Below are 16422 nucleotides of genomic sequence, written 5' to 3'. Positions count from 1 at the left end.
ATCAGTCCTTACCTCGGAGCCATGCGGATCGCGCCATCCAGCCGGATGACCTCGCCATTGAGCATCGGGTTTTCCACGATATGCACGGCCAGCGCGCCGTACTCGTCCGGGTCACCCAGGCGTGCCGGGTGGGGCACCTGCTGCCCGAGGGACTTCTGCGCCTCCTCGGGCAGGGAGCCCAGCAGCGGGGTCTTGAACAGGCCCGGCGCGATGGTGCAGACGCGGATCAGGCTGCGCGACAGGTCACGGGCGACCGGCAGGGTCAGCCCGACGACACCGCCCTTGGACGCCGAGTAGGCGGCCTGACCGATCTGTCCGTCGAACGCCGCGACCGAGGCGGTGTTGATGATGACGCCGCGCTCTTCACCCTTCAAGGGCTCCGTCTTGGCGATCCGCTCGGCCGCCAGCCGCAGCACGTTGAAGGTGCCGATCAGGTTCACCTCGACGACCTTGCGGAAGCCGTCCAACGGGAACGGACCTTCCTTGCCGAGGGTCTTGATCGCGTTGCCGATGCCGGCGCAGTTGACATTGATGCGTACCGGGCCGAGCGACTCGGCCACATCCAGGGCCTTGCTGACCGCATCCTCGTCGGTGACGTTGGCGGCGACGAAGGTGGCGCGCTCGCCCAGTTCGGCGACCGCTTCCTCACCCTTGAGGTCGATGACGACGACGGAGGCGCCGGCGTCGAGCAGTCGCTTGGTGGTCGCCAGGCCGAGGCCCGAGGCCCCGCCGGTGACAACGGCTACCGAATCCTTGATTTCCACGTGCTGCAGTTCCTTTCGTTGAAGGTTGGGGCTGTCAGGCCCAGTCTTTGAGGACGGCGTCGTTGTCCGCGCCGATCAGCGGTGGCGGGCTCGGCACGGCGGGTTCGCTGCGCGAGAAGCGCGGGGCCGGCATCGGCTGCAGCCCGTGCTGGGTCTCGTAGAACGTGGAGCGGTCGGCGATATGCGGTTCGTCGAGCACCTCGCCGAACGCAAGCACCGGTGTCGCGCAGGCGTCGGAGCCGGCGAACACGGCGGCCCACTCATCGCGGTCCTTGGTCTTGAACACCTCGGTGAAGGTGGCCCGCAGTTCTTTCCAGCGCTCCATGTCGTTCTGTGCCGGCAGCGTCGCCGGGTCCAGGCCCAGCTTGGCCAGAAGTTCGGCGTAGAACTGTGGCTCGATCGCGCCGATGGCGAAGTACTTGCCGTCGGCGGTCTCGTAGGTGTCGTAGTACGGGGCGCCGGTGTCGAGCATGTTGGTGCCGCGCTCATCGCTCCACACGCCCTGCGCACGGAAGGCCCACATCATCTGGATCAGCACGCTGGAGCCGTCGATCATCGCGGCATCGACCACCTGGCCCTTGCCCGAGGTCTGCCGTTCCCACAGCGCCGACAGGATGCCGAGCAGCAGGAACATCGACCCACCGCCGAAATCACCGGCCAGGTTCAGCGGCGGTACCGGGCGCTCACCCTTGCGGCCGATCGCGTGCAGCACGCCGTTGAGGGAGATGTAGTTGATGTCGTGGCCTGCCTGCAGCGCACGCGGACCGTCCTGGCCCCACCCGGTCATGCGGGCGTAGACCAACTTCTCGTTGACCTTGGCGCAGTCCTCGGGTCCGAGGCCGAGGCGTTCGGTGACACCGGGCCGGAAACCCTCGATCAGCACGTCGGCCTTGGCGACCAGATCGAGGACGAACTGGCGTCCCTCATCGGATTTCAGGTCCGCAGTCACCGAACGCCGGTTGCGCAGCATCGCGTCCGAGATGGCGCCGTTCTTGGCCGTCGGGCGATCGACGCGCACCACGTCGGCCCCCAGGTCTCCCAGAATCATGGCTGCGTGCGGGCCGGGCCCGATGCCGGCCAATTCCACGACTCGCATTCCCTGCAGTGGTCCCGCCATGCCTACCGTCCTTCGCCGTTGAGTACTGAGTAGTTGACCGCCGACATAGCTTACTTGTATAACCAAGTCGACCGGCCGCGGGTCACCCACCCGCCAAACCTGAGGGCGTACAGATGACGTATCGCAGCATCGAGCAGTTGACCGTGGAGCTCGCCGATGGCGTGCTGGCGGTGACGCTGAACCGGCCCGACAGCCTGAACTCGCTGTCGGAGGCGATGCTGACCGGTATCGCCGACGCACTCGAGGCGGCCGCCACAGATCCCGCGGTCCGCGTCGTGAAGTTGTCCGGCGCGGGCCGCGGTTTCAGCTCCGGCGCCGGCATCAGCGCCGAGGACGTGTCCGCCAAATCGGTCAACGGACCCGAGGTGGTGCTCGATGCCGCCAACCGGGCGGTGCGTTCCATCGTCGCGTTGCCCAAGCCCGTCGTCTCGGTGGTGCAAGGCCCGGCCGCCGGGGTCGGCGTCTCGCTGGCCATCGCCTGTGATGTCGTACTCGCCTCGGAGAAGGCGTTTTTCATGCTGGCCTTCACCAAGATCGGGCTGATGCCCGACGGTGGCGCGTCGGCGCTGATCGCGGCCGCGGTGGGCCGGATCCGTGCGCAGCGGATGGCGCTGCTGGCCGAGCGCATCTCCGCGGCCGAGGCATACGACTGGGGCCTGGTCACCTCGGTGCACGCTCCCGAGGACCTCCACGCGGCCGTGGCCGAGGTGATCAGCACCCTGGCCGGCGGACCCGCCGTCGCCTTGCGCAAGACCAAACAGGCCATCAACGACGCCACGCTCACCGAGCTGGAAGCAGCGATCGGCCGTGAGCGCGAGGGCCAGCTGATCCTGCTGACCTCCCCGGATTTCGCCGAAGGCACCAGGGCGTTCCAGGAAGGCCGGCGGGCCACCTTCACCGACTCCTGACCTCGCACCCGCGGAAAATCAATGGACTGACAAGCCACCGTCCGCGACCATCTATGGGTGAGTACGCAATTGGACGGTCATGGCTGGCGGGTACTCGCACCCTTCAAGATCCGCGAGTACCGACTGCTGATCGCCGCCGTGTCCATCACGATCCTGGCCGAAGGCATGTGGGCCGTGGTGATGGCCCTTCAGGTGATCGCCCTGGACAACGATCCGGCGACATTGTCTCTGGTGGCAGCGTGCCTCGGTGGTGGCCTGGTGGCTTTCGTTCTCGTCGGGGGCATCGCCGCCGACCGAATCCCACAGCGCTCCATCATCATTGCGGTGGAAGTCGTCAATCTCGCAGCAGTGGCGACGGTGGCCGCGCTCTCATTGCTGGGCGCCCTGCGGGTGTGGCACATGGCTGTGGCGGCTGCGCTGCTCGGCATTGCCGCCGCTTTCTTCTTCCCCGCCTACAGCGCCTATCTGCCGCGGATCCTGCCACGCGAGCAACTGCTGGCCGCCAACGGCGTCGAAGGGGTGATGCGCCCGGTTCTGCAACGTGCCGCCGGGCCTGCGGCCGCGGGTCTGCTCATCGGCGCGACATTTCCCGCGGTCGGCACGGTGGTGGTGGCCGTCCTGTTCGCGACCAGCCTGATCCTGCTGTTCGCCACCCGCGGCGTGCGAGCCCGGACGGAAGCGCCGGTCACCTCGAACCCGCTGACCGATCTGCGCGAGGGCTTCCGGTTCATGGTCCGCACACCGTGGCTGCTGGCCACCCTGCTGTTCGCCAGCGTCTTCGTGCTGGTGGTGATCGGCCCCATCGAGGTGCTGTTGCCGTTCATCACCGGCGAGCGGTTCGAGCACGGTGCTCAGATGTTCGGGTTCGTGCTGGCCGCTTTCGGCGTCGGCAGCGCGCTCGGCGCGCTCGGGGTGTCGTCCTGGCAGCTGCCGCGGCGCTACCTGACGGTGATGATGGTCATGTGGGGTGCCGGTTCGCTACCGCTGGTGGTGATCGGTTGGACGCATTCGTTCGCGTGGATGATGGTGGCCAGCTTCCTGGTCGGCATCACCGACGGGGCGGGCATGGTCATCTGGGGCACGCTGTTGCAGCGCCGGGTGCCACCGGCGATGCTGGGCCGAGTGTCCAGCCTGGACTTCTTTGTATCGCTGGCCTTCATGCCCGTGTCGATGGCCATTGCCGGACCACTGTCGAAGGTGATCTCGATGGAGGTCATCTTCCTGGTCGCCGGCATGACTCCGGTGGTGGTGGCCACGGTCGCCTACCTGTCGGCGCGCATGTACCGCGACGAGATCGAACATCCGCTCGACAGGTAGTGAAATCCCTACTCAGACACCGAAGATGGGCGGCAACGCCAACACCATCGCCAGCCCCCACCAGAAGTGGGTGAGCATCGGCGCGAGCACGCCCCCGGTGAGCCGTCGCTGCAGGGCGCACACCGTGCCGAGCAGCACCGCCGCGAAACCGAGCATCGGGTTGCCCGAGGCCAGGGTGGTGAAGATGTAGATGGCGGTCGAGACGGCGACCGGATGGAAGGTGCCGAGCGCGGAATACAGCGCCCCGCGGAAGAAGAACTCCTCGGCCAGCCCGTTGATGAGGGTGATGAACACGATCAGCGGCAGCGCGCCCTGGTTGGCGAATTCGAGGACGGCCGTGATGTATTCACGCACACCCGGGATCTCGCGGGCCACCAGACCGCCGACCACGAATGCCGCGGCCAGCCCGAGTCCGACCGCCGTACCCAGCAGCACCGGGCTTCGCTGCCGGCCGCCGTATTGCATCTTGCCCAGCGGTACCGGACCGGAGGCGAATGCGCCCACGATCCACGTCGCCGCCATGGCCAGTGTCAGCCAGTAGAACGAGGCATCGCCCGGGGACCGGCTCAAGGAGAACGCGAGCAGCACCGCACCGATCAACAGGAAAACACCGACCGTCACCCGGCGCCGCAGCACCACCGCGGGGGTTTCCGGCACCCCGATGGCACGACGCTTCCACCAGGGTTGGGTCAGCCGGTACCTGCTCTGGGTGGGGCGTTCTGTCATCGCGGGTCGACCTTAGCCGCCAGATCCGCCAGCACGTCGAGCCCGGTGCGCACCGCCGCCCTGGCCGGCCCGGGTAGCGGCGCCAGCATGGACAACGCGGGCCGGGCGATCCAGGGTGTCAGCTGCCGGATCCGGGCGGTGTCACCACCGGCCCAGTCCGGGTCGGTGTCGGCGAGGTGATGCGAGTCGGCCAGGTTGTTCACCGGACGGCGCGGGTGCATTGCCAGCGCCCGCTGGATCGCGTCCTCCACGCTCAGCAGGCCACCGTCGGGGTCGGGCACCAGCCCGCGCAGCCCGTCTCCGCTGGCGGTCATCGGATAGTCAAGGGAGGCAGTGAGATCCGCGGTCAGACCGCCGGGCACCGGCAGCACCGCCGCGGACACCAGCGACACCATGCCGGTGGGCACACCACCGACGGGGACCTCGAACTGCCAGTTCCCGCTCAGCCGCGCGTAGCTGGCCAGCAGGTCGCGGTAGGTGGTGGTCTCCGTACCGCTGATGTCATAGGAACCGGCCGGGACGCGCTCGGGATCCGCGGCGGCCACCAGGTAGTGCAGCACATCGCGAATCGAGATCGGATCGATCGGGTTGGACATCCAGCTCGGCAGTGGCAGCACCGGGAACCGGTCGCTGACATAGCGCAGGATCTCGAACGAGGTCGAGCCGGCGCCGATGATCAGTGCTGCACCCAGCCAGACGACCTCGGCGCCACCGTCGGCGTGTAGCGCCTCCGCCACCTCGGCGCGCCCGGCCAGATGGTCGGACAGTGTCTCACCGCCGGGGACAAATCCACCCAGGTAGACGATGCGGCGCACCCCCGCGGCGCGGGCGGCCTCGGCGACATTGGCGGCGGCCCGGTTGTCGGACTCCCGGAAACCGGACTCGCCGATCCCGTGCAACAGGTAGTACACCACGTCGATCTGCCCCGCCAGTTCGAAAGCCACTGCGGTGGAGTCAGATTCGCGAGCGTCCATGGCGACCACGGTGACGTCGTCGAACCAGCCGTACGCTCCCAGCCGGGCGGGGTTGCGGCTGGTCACGACGACATCGTGACCGGCCTCGAGCAGTTCGGTGACGAGGCGCGAGCCGATGTAGCCGGTGGCACCCGTCAGCAGGATCCGCATAGCCCCAACGTACCCACGCCGACGGGGACGAAACCGGACTATCGACCTCCCGGGGCCGCTGCCTGGTGGAACGCCCGGGTCGACGTGAGCAGCGCCACCCTCGGCATGCTCAGATCTGGTCGTCATCGCCACTAGACGCCCTGGTACACCTTGCGATAACTCGACGGGGACATACCGACGCCGCGGCGCAGGTGGTGGCGCAGGTTGCCGCCGGTGCCCAGCCCGGACAACCGGGCAACCTCGTCGACGGGCAGATTCCGCGATTCCAGGAGCTCCCGGGCCCGGTCGATACGCCGGTTGCGGATCCAACTGCCCGGTGCCTCATCGGTTTCCGCGCGGAAGCGGCGATTGAAGGTGCGTGGGCTCATGTGGGCATGCCGGGCCAGCGCCTGCACCGTCAGCGGCTCGTCGAGGTGGGCCAGCGCCCATTCCCGGGTGGCGGCGGTGGAGGCGTGATCGGCGACCGGGAGGTGCCGGTCGATGAACTGCGCCTGTCCGCCTTCCCGCCACGGCGGCACCACGCAGTAGCGGGCCACCTCGTTGGCCACCTGGGTGCCGTGGTCGGACCGGATGATGTGCAGGCACAGGTCGATACCGGCAGCCAGACCGGCCGAGGTGAGCACATCACCGTCATCGACGAACAACACGTTCTCGTCGACCCGCACGCTGGGGAACAGCGCCCGCAGCGTGTCGGCGAAACGCCAATGCGTGGTCGCCGGCCGCCCGTCCAGCAGCCCGGCGGCGGCCAGCACGAAGGCGCCGGTGCAGATGGACACCAACCGGGTGCCGGGCCGGATGGTGTGCAACGCGGCGCGCACCTCGGGTGCCAGCGTGCCGTCGATCCGGGCGGGTGCGTAGCGGGTGCCGGGGATGACGACGGTGTCCGCGGCGGCAAGTGCCTCCGGGCCGGCCGTCGCGATCATCGCGAAACCACCGATCGACGGCACGGGCCCCTCATCGACGGAACAGACCGTCACCTCGTAGAGCGGCTCACCGTCGGGACCCTGGGCCTGGCCGAACAGCGTGGGGGCGATGGTGGCGTCGAATCCCACCACCGGCGGCAACAGCAGGACGGTGACGCGGTGCATACCCCAGTTTGGCATGTTTTTGATGGGTGCTGTCATTTATGCCACTAGGCGGCTGCGGCCGGGCCCGCCACCATCGACGCATGACACTTCTGCGCGCCCGCGGCCGCCTGCACTGGGCCTGGGTGGTGGCCGGCGTCAGCTTCGTCGCGATACTCGGTGCGGCCGCCTTCCGGGCGGTGCCCGGGGTCATGATGAACCCGCTGCACCACGAGTTCGGCTGGTCGCACGGCACCGTCGGCGTGGCGATGGCCGTCAACATGACGCTCTACGGTGTCACCGCCCCGTTCGCCGCCGCGCTGATGGACCGCTTCGGGGTCCGGCCGGTGCTGTCCGGCGCGCTCGCGCTGATCGCCGCCGGTTCGGCGCTGAGTGTCTTCATGACCGCGAGCTGGCAGCTGGTGTTGCTTTGGGGTGTGCTCGTCGGCATCGGCACCGGCGCCATCTCGATGGGATTCGTCGCGACGGTGGCCACCCGCTGGTTCGAGGCGCGGCGCGGCCTGGTCACCGGCGTGCTGACGGCCGCCAGCGCCGGACAGTTGATCTTCCTGCCCGTGGTGGCCGAGGTGACCACCCGGCACGGCTGGCGGTGGGCATCGCTCATCGTGGCGGCCGCCGCGCTGGCCGTGGTGCCGTTGGTGGCGGTGTTCATGCGCAACCGGCCCCAGGACATCGGGCTGACCGCGTACGGCGGCACGTCCGCCGATCCCGTGGTGCTGCCGACCGGCACCTTCAGCGCCGCCTTCGACGGGCTGCGCATCGGGCTGCGCTCCCGGCCGTTCTGGCTGCTCGCCGCCAGCTTCGCGATCTGCGGGATGACCACCAACGGGCTCATCGGCACGCATTTCATCCCGGCGGCCAACGACCACGGCATGCCCACCACGCTGGCGGCCGGCCTGCTGGCCACCATCGGCGTCCTCGATGTCGCCGGGACGATCTTCTCCGGCTGGCTCACCGACCGGGTGGACCCCCGACTGCTGTTGTGCGTCTACTACGCCGGGCGCGGGGTGTCCCTGCTCCTGCTGCCGTCGCTGCTGTCCCCGCATGCCGAGCCGGGCACCTGGGTGTTCATCATCTTCTACGGGCTGGACTGGGTGGCCACCGTGCCGCCGACGATCGTGTTGTGCCGTGAGTTCTTCGGCAGCAAGTCCCCGATCGTGTTCGGCTGGGTGTTCGCGTCACACCAGCTCGGCGCGGCGATCGCGGCGGCCGGGGCGGGTTGGATCCGGGATCTGCAAGGCACCTATGACCTGGCGTTTTACCTTGCCGCCGGGCTGTGTTTCGGGGCCGCGTTGCTCTGCGCCGGGGTGCGCAGGCCGGTGGCCGCGGTTTCCTAGCATTTGGCTGCGCTCACCTGGACGCATACGATTCAACCGGCGCCGCGGGGACGCCACAGGCTTTTCAACCGAGGCTTTGAAACAATCCGGTCAGCCGCGTCCCCGCTTGTGACGCGCCGACCCAGTCATGAGCGGGAGGAAAAACACGTGCACGCTCGCACCGGCAAGCTCTTCGGCGTCGTGGTCGCATCGTCGGCCATCGTTTTCGCAGGAACCACCGTGACGGCTCACGCCGACGATCCCACCACCACCCCCAACATGGTGATCGCAGAACCGAAGGGCCCGACGTGTGACGCCACCGTGAAATCGGTGGCCACCGGCCCCGGTTCGCTGACCGGCCTGGCCAAGGCACAGTCGTCCACCGCGCTGGCGAGCATCCCGGCCATCTCCACCTTCAGCAACGCCATCTCCGGCCAGGTCAACCCGGAGGTGAACGTGGCCGCCGTGCTCGACAACGGTCCGTACATCGTATTCGCGCCCAGCGACGCGGCGTTCGCGAAGCTGCCGCCCGAGAAGCTGGAGTCCCTCAAGACCGACCCGGTCGCCCTGACCGCGCTGGTGTACTACCACATGGCGCTCGGCATCCTCGGCCCCGACGATATCGAGGGCACCATCTACACCCAGCAGGGCAAGCCGGTGATCGTCAAGGGCAGCGGCGGCGACATCACCGTCAACGACGCCAAGGTCGAATGCGGCGGTATCGGCGCGGACCACATGCGCGTCTACATCATCGACACCGTGCTGGACCCGAACGCGGCGCCGACCCCGGTCACCACCAGCACCTCGACGACCAGCACCACGTCGACCACCTCCACCACGGAGACCACGTCGGCAACCGAGACCACCTCGGCCACCGAGGCACCGGCGACCGTCACCGTCACCGAGACGGCACCGGCCGGCTGACCCGACCACGAGAAACGGCGCCCACTCCTTGCGGGGTGGGCGCCGTTCTTGCGTTGTGGGGCTTACAGTCCCAGATCGCGGCCGATGATCTCCTTCATGATCTCGGTGGTGCCACCGTAGATCGTCTGGATGCGCACATCAACGTAATCCTTGGCGACGCGGTACTCGTTCATGTAGCCGTAGCCGCCGTGCAGTTGCAGGCAGGAGTCGACGACCTTCTTGCCGAGCTCGGTGCACCACCACTTGGCCTTGGACGCCTGGACCGCGGTCAGTTCGCCGTCGACGACGGCGCGCAGGCACCGGTCGACATACTGCTCGGCGATATCGAGTTCGGTGTCCAGCTCGGCCATCACGAAGCGGCTGTTCTGGAAGCTGCCGATCGGCTGCCCGAATGCCTTGCGGTCCTTGACGTATTGCAGCGTCTCGTTGAACGTGGCGCGCGCCCCGGCGACACCGGCGATGGCGATGGACAGCCGCTCCGAGGGCAGGTTCTCCATCAGGTGGTAGAAACCCTTGCCCTCGGTGCCGAGCAGGTTGGCCGCGGGAACGCGGACGTCCTCGAAGTTCAGCTCGGAGGTGTCGGCGGCGTGCTGGCCCATCTTGTCCAACTTGCGGCCGCGGGTGAAGCCCGGGGTGTCGCGCTCCACCACCAGCAGCGAGAAGCCCTTGTGGCCGGCCTCCGGGTCGGTGCGTGCCACCACGACCACCAGGTCGGAGTTGATACCGGCCGAGATGAAGGTCTTGGACCCGTTGATGATGTAGTCGTCGCCGTCACGCACCGCGGTGGTCTTGATGCCCGCAAGATCGCTGCCGGCGCCGGGCTCGCTCATGGCGATGGCACCGATCAGCTCGCCGCTGGCGAAGCCGGGCATCCAGCGCTCCAGCTGCTCCTTGGTGGCCAGGTTCTTGAAGTACGGGCCGACGATGTCGTTCTGCAGGCTCACACCCGGGCAGGCCAGCCCGAACTTGGAGAACTCCTCGACGATCACGGCGTTGAAGCGGAAGTCGTCCACTCCGCCGCCGCCGTACTCCTCGGGCATGTTGAACCCGATCAGGCCGTAATTGCCTGCTGCCACATAGGCTTCGCGGGCGACGAGGCGGTCGGCCTCCCACTTCTCGACATTGGGCAGACATTCCTTCTCCAGGAACTGCTTGGCAGTCTCCCGGAGCTGCTCGTGCTCGGTTTCGAAAACCAGTCTCTTCACTGTTACTTCGCTTTCCAGACCGGCTCGCGCTTCTGCGCGAAAGCCATCGGTCCCTCTTGTGCGTCTTCGGTCTTGAGAAGGGTGGCGAACTCGCCGAAGGTCTGTTTCCAGAACGGCTCGTCGGCGGCGACGACGCCGTCGATGGCGCCGTAGGACACCCGCTTGCTGGCCCGAACGGCCAGCGGCGCGTTGACCGCGATGCGTTCGGCCAGTTCCAGCGCGGCGTCGACGACGGTGCCGTCCGGCACCACCTTGTTGATCAGGCCCCATTTGAGCGCATCCGTCGAGGACAACGGTTCGCCGGTGTACAACAGCTCCAGGGCCAGCTTCTGCGGTAGCTGCGCCACGATGCGGAACACCCCGCCGGCACCGGCGATCAGACCGCGCTTCACCTCGGGCAGACCGAATTTGGCGCGTTCCTCGGCGACCACCAGGTCGCTGGCCAGCGCCAGTTCGGTGCCTCCGCCCAGGGCGGTGCCGTTGACCGCGGCAATGGTCGGCTTGTCGATGAAGTGCCGCACGTAGCCGGCGAAGCCCCACTCCGGGTGGTCCGGGTGGAACAGGTTCTCCCCGCGCGAGATCGCCTTGAGATCGGCGCCCGCACAGAAGGACTTGTCACCGGCTCCGGTGAGGATGACGACCCGGATCTCCGGATCGTCCTGGGCCGCCTGCAGTGCATCGCCGACGCCGATGGACACCGACGCGTTGATGGCGTTGCGGGCTTCGGGCCGGTTGATCGTGATGATCGAGACGTTGCCACGTCGTTCCACCAGCGCCCCGGGCGCTGCACCCGGCTCGGTCACAGCAGTTCCAGGATGGTCGCGTTCGCCTGACCGCCACCTTCACACATGGTCTGCAGGCCGTACTGAATGTTGTTGTCCCGCATGTGGTAGAGCAACGTGGTCAGGATGCGCGCACCGGAGCCGCCGAGCGGGTGGCCCAGAGCGATCGCGCCACCATTGGGGTTCAGCCGGCTCTCATCGGCACCGATGTCCTTCAACCAGGCCAGCGGCACCGGGGCGAAGGCCTCGTTGACCTCGAAGGCGCCGATCTGGTCGACCGTGAGGCCGGACTTGGCCAGCGCCTTCTGGGTGGCCGGGATGGGCGCGGTCAGCATGATGACCGGGTCCGCGCCGGCCACCACCGCGGTGTGCACCTTGGCAAGGGGCTTGAGGCCCAGGTCTTTTGCCTTCTCGGCCGAGGTGATCAGCAGCGCAGCCGAACCGTCGGAGATCTGGCTGGAGTTACCGGCGTGGATCACGCCGTCCTCCTTGAAGGCGGGCTTGATGCCGGCCATGGACTCGACGGTGCCGCCGCGGCGGATGCCACCGTCCTCCAGAACCACGTTACCGTCCTGGTCCTTGATCCCGACGATCTGATCCTTGAACGCACCGGAATCCTGTGCCGCGGCGGCCTTCTCATGTGAGCGCAGGGAGAACTCGTCGAGCTGGGTGCGCGACAGGCCCCACTGCTCGGCGATCATCTCGGCGCCCACACCCTGGTTGGGGGTCTGCTCGTAGCGGGCGCGGAAGGCCTCCGGGTAGGGGTGCCCGCCGTTGGCCAGCGAGGAGCCCATCGGGGTGCGAGACATCGACTCGACACCGCCGGCGACGACGACGTCATAGTGGCCGGCCACCACGCCGGCGACGGCGAAGTGCAGCGACTGCTGGCTGGAGCCGCACTGGCGGTCCACGGTGACACCGGGGACGGTCTCGGGCCATCCGGCGGTCAGCACGGCGGTGCGGGCGATGTCGAGCGCCTGCTCGCCGGCCTGCATGACGCAACCCCAGATGACGTCGTCGACGAGCCCCGGATCGATCCCGGCGCGCTGCACAAGGCCGTTGAGGACCTGCGCCGACAGTTCGGACGGGTGCACCCCGGACAGCGCGCCGTTGCGCTTACCGACTGGTGAACGAACTGCCTCGACGATGACGGCTTCAGCCATGGACTTCTCCTTCGAAGATGGTTGGCTCTTTTATGTAGATGGACTTAAATCGAACCTAGAGCAGAAGGTTTACTAGGTCAACCTACTGGTTGGTAGAGCGCGGATGAACGCAGGTGCACGCGCCGGGTTTGCCGACATGGTTTACTGAGTTGAATACCTGACATCAGCCTATTCCCGAGGAGTCACACCGTGGCCGGCAGCACCCCGCTCTCGCCGATGATCGGCCGCAGCGCCGTCCCGGCGGTGGCCGGTGCACCCATTCGGTCACCCAAGACCGCCGAACTGGTGGCCGGCACGCTGCGCCGGATGGTCGTCGACGGTCAGCTCAAGGAGGGCGACTTCCTGCCCAACGAAGCCGAGCTGATGGCCCACTTCGGGGTGAGTCGTCCTACGCTGCGCGAGGCCGTGCGGGTGCTGGAGTCCGAGCGCCTCGTCGAGGTGCGCCGCGGTTCACGCACCGGCGCGCGGGTGCGGGTTCCGGGCCCGGAGATCGTGGCGCGCCCCGCCGGTCTGCTGCTCGAGTTGTCGGGGGCGACCATCGCCGATGTGATGACGGCCCGCGCCGGAATCGAGCCGATGGCGGTCCGCTTGCTCACCGAATCGCGAAACACGGCGGCCTTCGACGAACTCGACACGATGATCGCCGCGCATGTCCCGTCCGGGCGCGAGACCGGCCGGATGGCCGAGACCACCGGCGATTTCCACCAGCGCGTCGTCGAGCTGTCCGGCAACGCAACCCTCACCATCATGGCCGGCATGCTGCACGAGATCACGGTGCGGCACACCGCTTTCGCCATGAAAGAGAACCGGCCGCTGTCCAAGTCGGACTACGAACTGCTGATGCGGTCCTACAAGCGGCTGATGATGCTCATGCGTTCCGGCGACGGCGAGGCCGCCGAGGCGCACTGGCGCAAGCATCTGGACACCGCGCGGGAACTGCTGCTCAAGGGCATGGAGTCCGTCAAGGTCCGCGATGTGATGGTTTAACCCAGCCAGGTACTTGCAGCGACGGTCAGTGCCTCCACTCCGGCCGTCAGCGTCGGTTCCAGGACCGGCGCGAACTCCGGCGAGTGGTTGGTCGGTGGCAGCTCCCCCTTGGCGAATGCGTCGGTGAAGGTCTGCATGTCCACCCCTCCCCAGAACCAGAACACCGTCGGCACCCCGATGGCGCTGCCGAACACGCCGACATCCTCACTGGCTGCCAGCGGCGGCAACGGCCACACCTTGTCCGGGCCGAAATGGGTGCGCAGCGCGCCGATCGTTTTCTCGGTGGCGGCCGGATCGCTGACCAGCACGGGCGCCGTCACCGTCCAGTCGATATCGGGCTCGCGAGGCGCGCCGGAGGCCGCCGCCTCGGCGCGCACAATCCGCTCGACCGCCGCTTTGACCGTGTCGCGCACATGCGCCGAGTAGGTCCGCAGGTTGATGCCCAGTTCGGCGGTGTCGGGAATGATGTTCTCCTTCGTCCCGGCCTGCAGCCGTCCCACGGTCACCACGGCCTGCTCGTGTGATGGCACCTCCCTGGCGACGATGCCCTGCAAGCGCAGCACCACCGCGGCGGCCATCACCACCGGATCGATGGTGTTCTCCGGCGACGACCCGTGCCCGCCACGCCCGTGGAGCGTCACGTCCACCGAGTCGGTGCCGGCCATGACCGGTCCGGTGCCGAAGCCGATCACGCCGGCCGGCAGCGGACCGACGTGCTGCCCGATGATCACCGACGGCTTGGGAAACCGGTCGAACAACCCGTCGTCGAGCATGGCTTGGGCGCCGCTGGCGAGTTCCTCGGCCGGCTGGAAGACCGCGAGCAGGGTGCCTGACCACTCGTCGCGGGACTCAGCCAGCGCCTGCACCGCGCCGACCAGGCACGCAGTGTGCATATCGTGCCCGCAGGCATGAGCCACCGGCACCTGCCGGCCGCTCACGTCGGTCACGGATTTAGTACTGGAGTAGGGCAATCCGGTGTTCTCCCGGACCGGGAGCGCATCCATATCGGCCCGCAGCATCACCACCGGCCCCGCACCGTTGCGCAGCACAGCCACGACTCCTGTGCCACCGACTCCGGGAGTCACCTCGGCCGCGACGCCGTCGAGCGCGGCCATCACCCGCTGCGCGGTGGCGTGTTCCTGCCCGGACAGTTCCGGGTCACTGTGCAATTCGCGGTACAGGTGGGCCAGGTTCGCGGTGTCGATCGCCATACCGTCCGTCTTACCGTTTCGAGGAGATCACGTCATAGACCGGCACGGTGTCGTCCCACGGCTGGCGGACGACCATGTCGGCGACCTTGACGTAGCCGCGTTCGAACTCGCCGGTGGCGGCGTCGACGAGACGGTACTGCTGGGTCTGCCGGTGGATGGGCTGCGCGTCGAGCATGACGATGCGCACCTCCCCCGGCTCGAAATGACAGCGCTGCTGAAGCGCCGCCACCAACTGCTCATTGCTCATGTGGCCGTCGCCGAAGTTCCATCCGATCGCGGTGCTGACGATGCGCTCGCCGTCGGTGAGCGTGTAGTCGTCCTCGTTGTACCCGGCCATCGCCCGGTGCGCCAGGGTGAACAGCGCACGACCGTGAGTATTGAAGGAACGGAACGCATATCCCATGTACATCGGGATCTGGGCGGCTTCCTTGCTGCCATAGAACTTCTCCAGCTGTGCGGCGGGCATGCTCGCGATCGCGACGATGCCGGCGGCGATCTTGGCGTCGGCCGAGGGCTTGATACACCACAGCGAGGTGTCCCAGTTACCCGCGTAGTAGCGCATGCCGGGCAGGAAGGACACCTTGCGCGGGAACAGATTTCCCAGCACCACGGTGCCCGCGACCACGGCCAGCAGCACGATCGGCCACGGGCTCGACAGGTCGCCGAGTCCGATACCGGAGTGGCCCACGAACAGCGCCAGCACGCTGAACATCATGAAGACGTTCCATTCCAGCGGCACCCCCATCGGGATGGAGCTCAGGATGCCGAAGTGGAAGACCAGCATGACGAACGCCGCGATGACCGTCGCCCAGCCGCCGTGGCTGAAGAACAGCACCAGCGGCACCAGACCCTCGATCGCGGTGGAGAAGTGCCCGATGAAGCGGGAGGCCCGGCCGGGACGCAGGTCATCGGGGAAGTGTTCGAAGAACTTCCGCTTGATGGCCGGCGACCGGAAGACGGGGTTGTTGCTCATCATGGTGGAGATGACGAACGGGAAGTGCTTGTTGAGTTTCGAGGTTGCCGCACCCATCCAGATCACCAGGCAGACCAACTTCGCCGCGATGATGATGTCGGCGCCGGTGAACAGGAAGCACACCGCCAGCGACCCGTACACCTCACCGCGGGCGGCCAGGAAGATGACCTTGTCGCGCAGACCGGCCAGCGCCAGCAGCACGAGGATCGCCGCGGTCTGCCAGACCGGCAGCACACCGACCTCGGTGCCGAGTTCCGGTATGGGTCCGGTGCCCTGGGAGAACAGCGCGACGACGAGCATCACCAGCAGGGCCCCGTAGAGCAGCACATCCACCGGGCCGCGCGCGTCACCCTTGGTCAGCGGGATGCGGTTGGGCCATGGAGGCAGCCGAATCGTCCTGGGCCGCAACCAGTACAGGATCGATCCCATCGGCGGGAAGAACCGGTTGTTCAGCGGGCCGAACCCACAGCCCAGGCCGACGACCTCGAACAGCATCGTGTAGAACACGACCTTCTGATAGAGGATCGGCTCGTTGTACCAGGACGAGAACTCGGTGAACCCGCCGAGACCGTCGGTGGTGGCGAGCACCAGCACCCATGCCGCCACGATGTAGGCGAGGATCTTGGCGACGTAGAACAGGTGCAGCACGACGGGCGTACCGAACCCGACCTCGGCCCAGTGCCGCGCCATCGGGACGATCCGCTCGGCGCGGGTGCCCTTGCTCCACTCCTCGAAATCGATCACCGGAGTGGTCTGCTTCAGGAATCCCATGCCGGTCAGACTAGAACGTGTTCTAGTCTGGGGCCAGCAGTTCGGCCAT

General features: G+C 67.6%; 15 protein-coding genes. 5 read left to right on the top strand and 10 right to left on the bottom strand.

What is annotated here, in order from left to right; genetic code table 11:
• Nucleotides 1-8: 8 nt before the first annotated feature.
• On the bottom strand, nucleotides 9-764 hold the full coding sequence (locus EXE63_RS22620) for a 3-hydroxyacyl-CoA dehydrogenase (protein ID WP_057165746.1): 756 nt from the start codon (nucleotides 762-764) through the stop codon (nucleotides 9-11).
• Nucleotides 765-798: 34 nt separating this feature from the next.
• Entirely contained in the window at nucleotides 799-1881 is a 1083-nt protein-coding gene (locus EXE63_RS22615) for a CaiB/BaiF CoA transferase family protein (RefSeq protein WP_168143771.1), read from the bottom strand.
• A gap of 113 nt (nucleotides 1882-1994) precedes the next feature.
• Between EXE63_RS22615 and EXE63_RS22610 the strand changes: the two genes are divergently transcribed.
• Both EXE63_RS22610 and tet(V) read left to right on the top strand, forming a co-directional pair.
• Nucleotides 1995-2789, top strand: a complete 795-nt coding sequence (locus tag EXE63_RS22610; RefSeq protein WP_168143770.1) for an enoyl-CoA hydratase — start codon at nucleotides 1995-1997, stop codon at nucleotides 2787-2789.
• A gap of 57 nt (nucleotides 2790-2846) precedes the next feature.
• A complete protein-coding gene (gene tet(V), locus EXE63_RS22605; RefSeq protein WP_234904235.1) occupies nucleotides 2847-4106 on the top strand; it encodes a tetracycline efflux MFS transporter Tet(V) in 1260 nt (419 codons plus the stop codon).
• A gap of 12 nt (nucleotides 4107-4118) precedes the next feature.
• Here the strand turns inward: tet(V) and EXE63_RS22600 are convergent, their stop codons facing one another.
• From EXE63_RS22600 to EXE63_RS22590, 3 genes are all read right to left on the bottom strand, one after another.
• Complete coding sequence (locus EXE63_RS22600) at nucleotides 4119-4832, bottom strand: CPBP family intramembrane glutamic endopeptidase (RefSeq protein WP_168143769.1); 714 nt, start codon at nucleotides 4830-4832, stop codon at nucleotides 4119-4121.
• Nucleotides 4829-5956, bottom strand: coding sequence for an NAD(P)H-binding protein (locus EXE63_RS22595; RefSeq protein ID WP_168143768.1), 1128 nt, complete (start codon nucleotides 5954-5956; stop codon nucleotides 4829-4831). Before EXE63_RS22595 ends, EXE63_RS22600 begins: the two co-directional genes overlap by 4 nt.
• 131 nt (nucleotides 5957-6087) lie before the next feature.
• Entirely contained in the window at nucleotides 6088-7044 is a 957-nt protein-coding gene (locus EXE63_RS22590; protein ID WP_168145717.1) for a GlxA family transcriptional regulator, read from the bottom strand.
• Between the two features lie 80 nt (nucleotides 7045-7124).
• Here EXE63_RS22590 and EXE63_RS22585 point away from each other — a divergent pair, with 80 nt between their 5' ends.
• On the top strand, nucleotides 7125-8378 hold the full coding sequence (locus tag EXE63_RS22585; RefSeq protein ID WP_168143767.1) for an MFS transporter: 1254 nt from the start codon (nucleotides 7125-7127) through the stop codon (nucleotides 8376-8378).
• A 147-nt stretch (nucleotides 8379-8525) separates the two neighbouring features.
• Nucleotides 8526-9281: a fasciclin domain-containing protein gene (locus EXE63_RS22580; RefSeq protein ID WP_168143766.1), complete on the top strand. Its 756-nt coding sequence runs from the start codon at nucleotides 8526-8528 to the stop codon at nucleotides 9279-9281.
• Nucleotides 9282-9343: 62 nt separating this feature from the next.
• Here the strand turns inward: EXE63_RS22580 and EXE63_RS22575 are convergent, their stop codons facing one another.
• The 3 genes from EXE63_RS22575 to EXE63_RS22565 are packed head-to-tail and all read right to left on the bottom strand — an operon-like array spanning nucleotide 9344 to nucleotide 12431.
• On the bottom strand, nucleotides 9344-10486 hold the full coding sequence (locus EXE63_RS22575) for an acyl-CoA dehydrogenase family protein (RefSeq protein WP_105363000.1): 1143 nt from the start codon (nucleotides 10484-10486) through the stop codon (nucleotides 9344-9346).
• Between the two features lie 2 nt (nucleotides 10487-10488).
• A complete protein-coding gene (locus EXE63_RS22570; RefSeq protein WP_168143765.1) occupies nucleotides 10489-11289 on the bottom strand; it encodes a crotonase/enoyl-CoA hydratase family protein in 801 nt (266 codons plus the stop codon).
• Entirely contained in the window at nucleotides 11286-12431 is a 1146-nt protein-coding gene (locus EXE63_RS22565; RefSeq protein ID WP_168143764.1) for a thiolase family protein, read from the bottom strand. The genes EXE63_RS22570 and EXE63_RS22565 overlap by 4 nt, the downstream gene beginning before the upstream one ends.
• 189 nt (nucleotides 12432-12620) lie before the next feature.
• On the opposite strand from EXE63_RS22565, the gene EXE63_RS22560 reads away from it, so the two are divergent.
• The gene (locus tag EXE63_RS22560) at nucleotides 12621-13418 is read left to right on the top strand and encodes a FadR/GntR family transcriptional regulator (RefSeq protein ID WP_168143763.1); all 798 of its coding nucleotides are present in this window, start codon (nucleotides 12621-12623) and stop codon (nucleotides 13416-13418) included.
• Here the strand turns inward: EXE63_RS22560 and EXE63_RS22555 are convergent.
• Together EXE63_RS22555 and EXE63_RS22550 are read right to left on the bottom strand one after the other, a co-directional pair.
• Nucleotides 13415-14629: an amidohydrolase gene (locus tag EXE63_RS22555; protein ID WP_168143762.1), complete on the bottom strand. Its 1215-nt coding sequence runs from the start codon at nucleotides 14627-14629 to the stop codon at nucleotides 13415-13417. The two genes, EXE63_RS22560 and EXE63_RS22555, sit on opposite strands and share 4 nt — an antisense overlap.
• A gap of 10 nt (nucleotides 14630-14639) precedes the next feature.
• Nucleotides 14640-16373, bottom strand: coding sequence for a DUF3556 domain-containing protein (locus EXE63_RS22550; RefSeq protein ID WP_168143761.1), 1734 nt, complete (start codon nucleotides 16371-16373; stop codon nucleotides 14640-14642).
• Nucleotides 16374-16422 lie beyond the last annotated feature (49 nt).

The organism is Mycolicibacterium frederiksbergense (assembly GCF_012223425.1).
Lineage (GTDB): Bacteria > Actinomycetota > Actinomycetes > Mycobacteriales > Mycobacteriaceae > Mycobacterium > Mycobacterium frederiksbergense.
Note: the sequence above shows the minus strand (reverse complement) of the source record. Positions and strands in the feature narration are given on the sequence as shown.

What these genes read in the sequence shown, in the direction of transcription:
- EXE63_RS22565 (WP_168143764.1), bottom strand. Translation starts at nt 12,431, where the DNA reads ATGGCTGAAGCCGTCATCGTCGAGGCAGTTCGTTCACCAGTCGGTAAG.
- EXE63_RS22615 (WP_168143771.1), bottom strand. Translation starts at nt 1,881, where the DNA reads ATGGCGGGACCACTGCAGGGAATGCGAGTCGTGGAATTGGCCGGCATC.
- EXE63_RS22555 (WP_168143762.1), bottom strand. Translation starts at nt 14,629, where the DNA reads ATGGCGATCGACACCGCGAACCTGGCCCACCTGTACCGCGAATTGCAC.
- EXE63_RS22600 (WP_168143769.1), bottom strand. Translation starts at nt 4,832, where the DNA reads ATGACAGAACGCCCCACCCAGAGCAGGTACCGGCTGACCCAACCCTGG.
- EXE63_RS22550 (WP_168143761.1), bottom strand. Translation starts at nt 16,373, where the DNA reads ATGGGATTCCTGAAGCAGACCACTCCGGTGATCGATTTCGAGGAGTGG.
- EXE63_RS22590 (WP_168145717.1), bottom strand. Translation starts at nt 7,044, where the DNA reads ATGCACCGCGTCACCGTCCTGCTGTTGCCGCCGGTGGTGGGATTCGAC.
- EXE63_RS22595 (WP_168143768.1), bottom strand. Translation starts at nt 5,956, where the DNA reads ATGCGGATCCTGCTGACGGGTGCCACCGGCTACATCGGCTCGCGCCTC.
- EXE63_RS22585 (WP_168143767.1), top strand. Translation starts at nt 7,125, where the DNA reads ATGACACTTCTGCGCGCCCGCGGCCGCCTGCACTGGGCCTGGGTGGTG.
- EXE63_RS22610 (WP_168143770.1), top strand. Translation starts at nt 1,995, where the DNA reads ATGACGTATCGCAGCATCGAGCAGTTGACCGTGGAGCTCGCCGATGGC.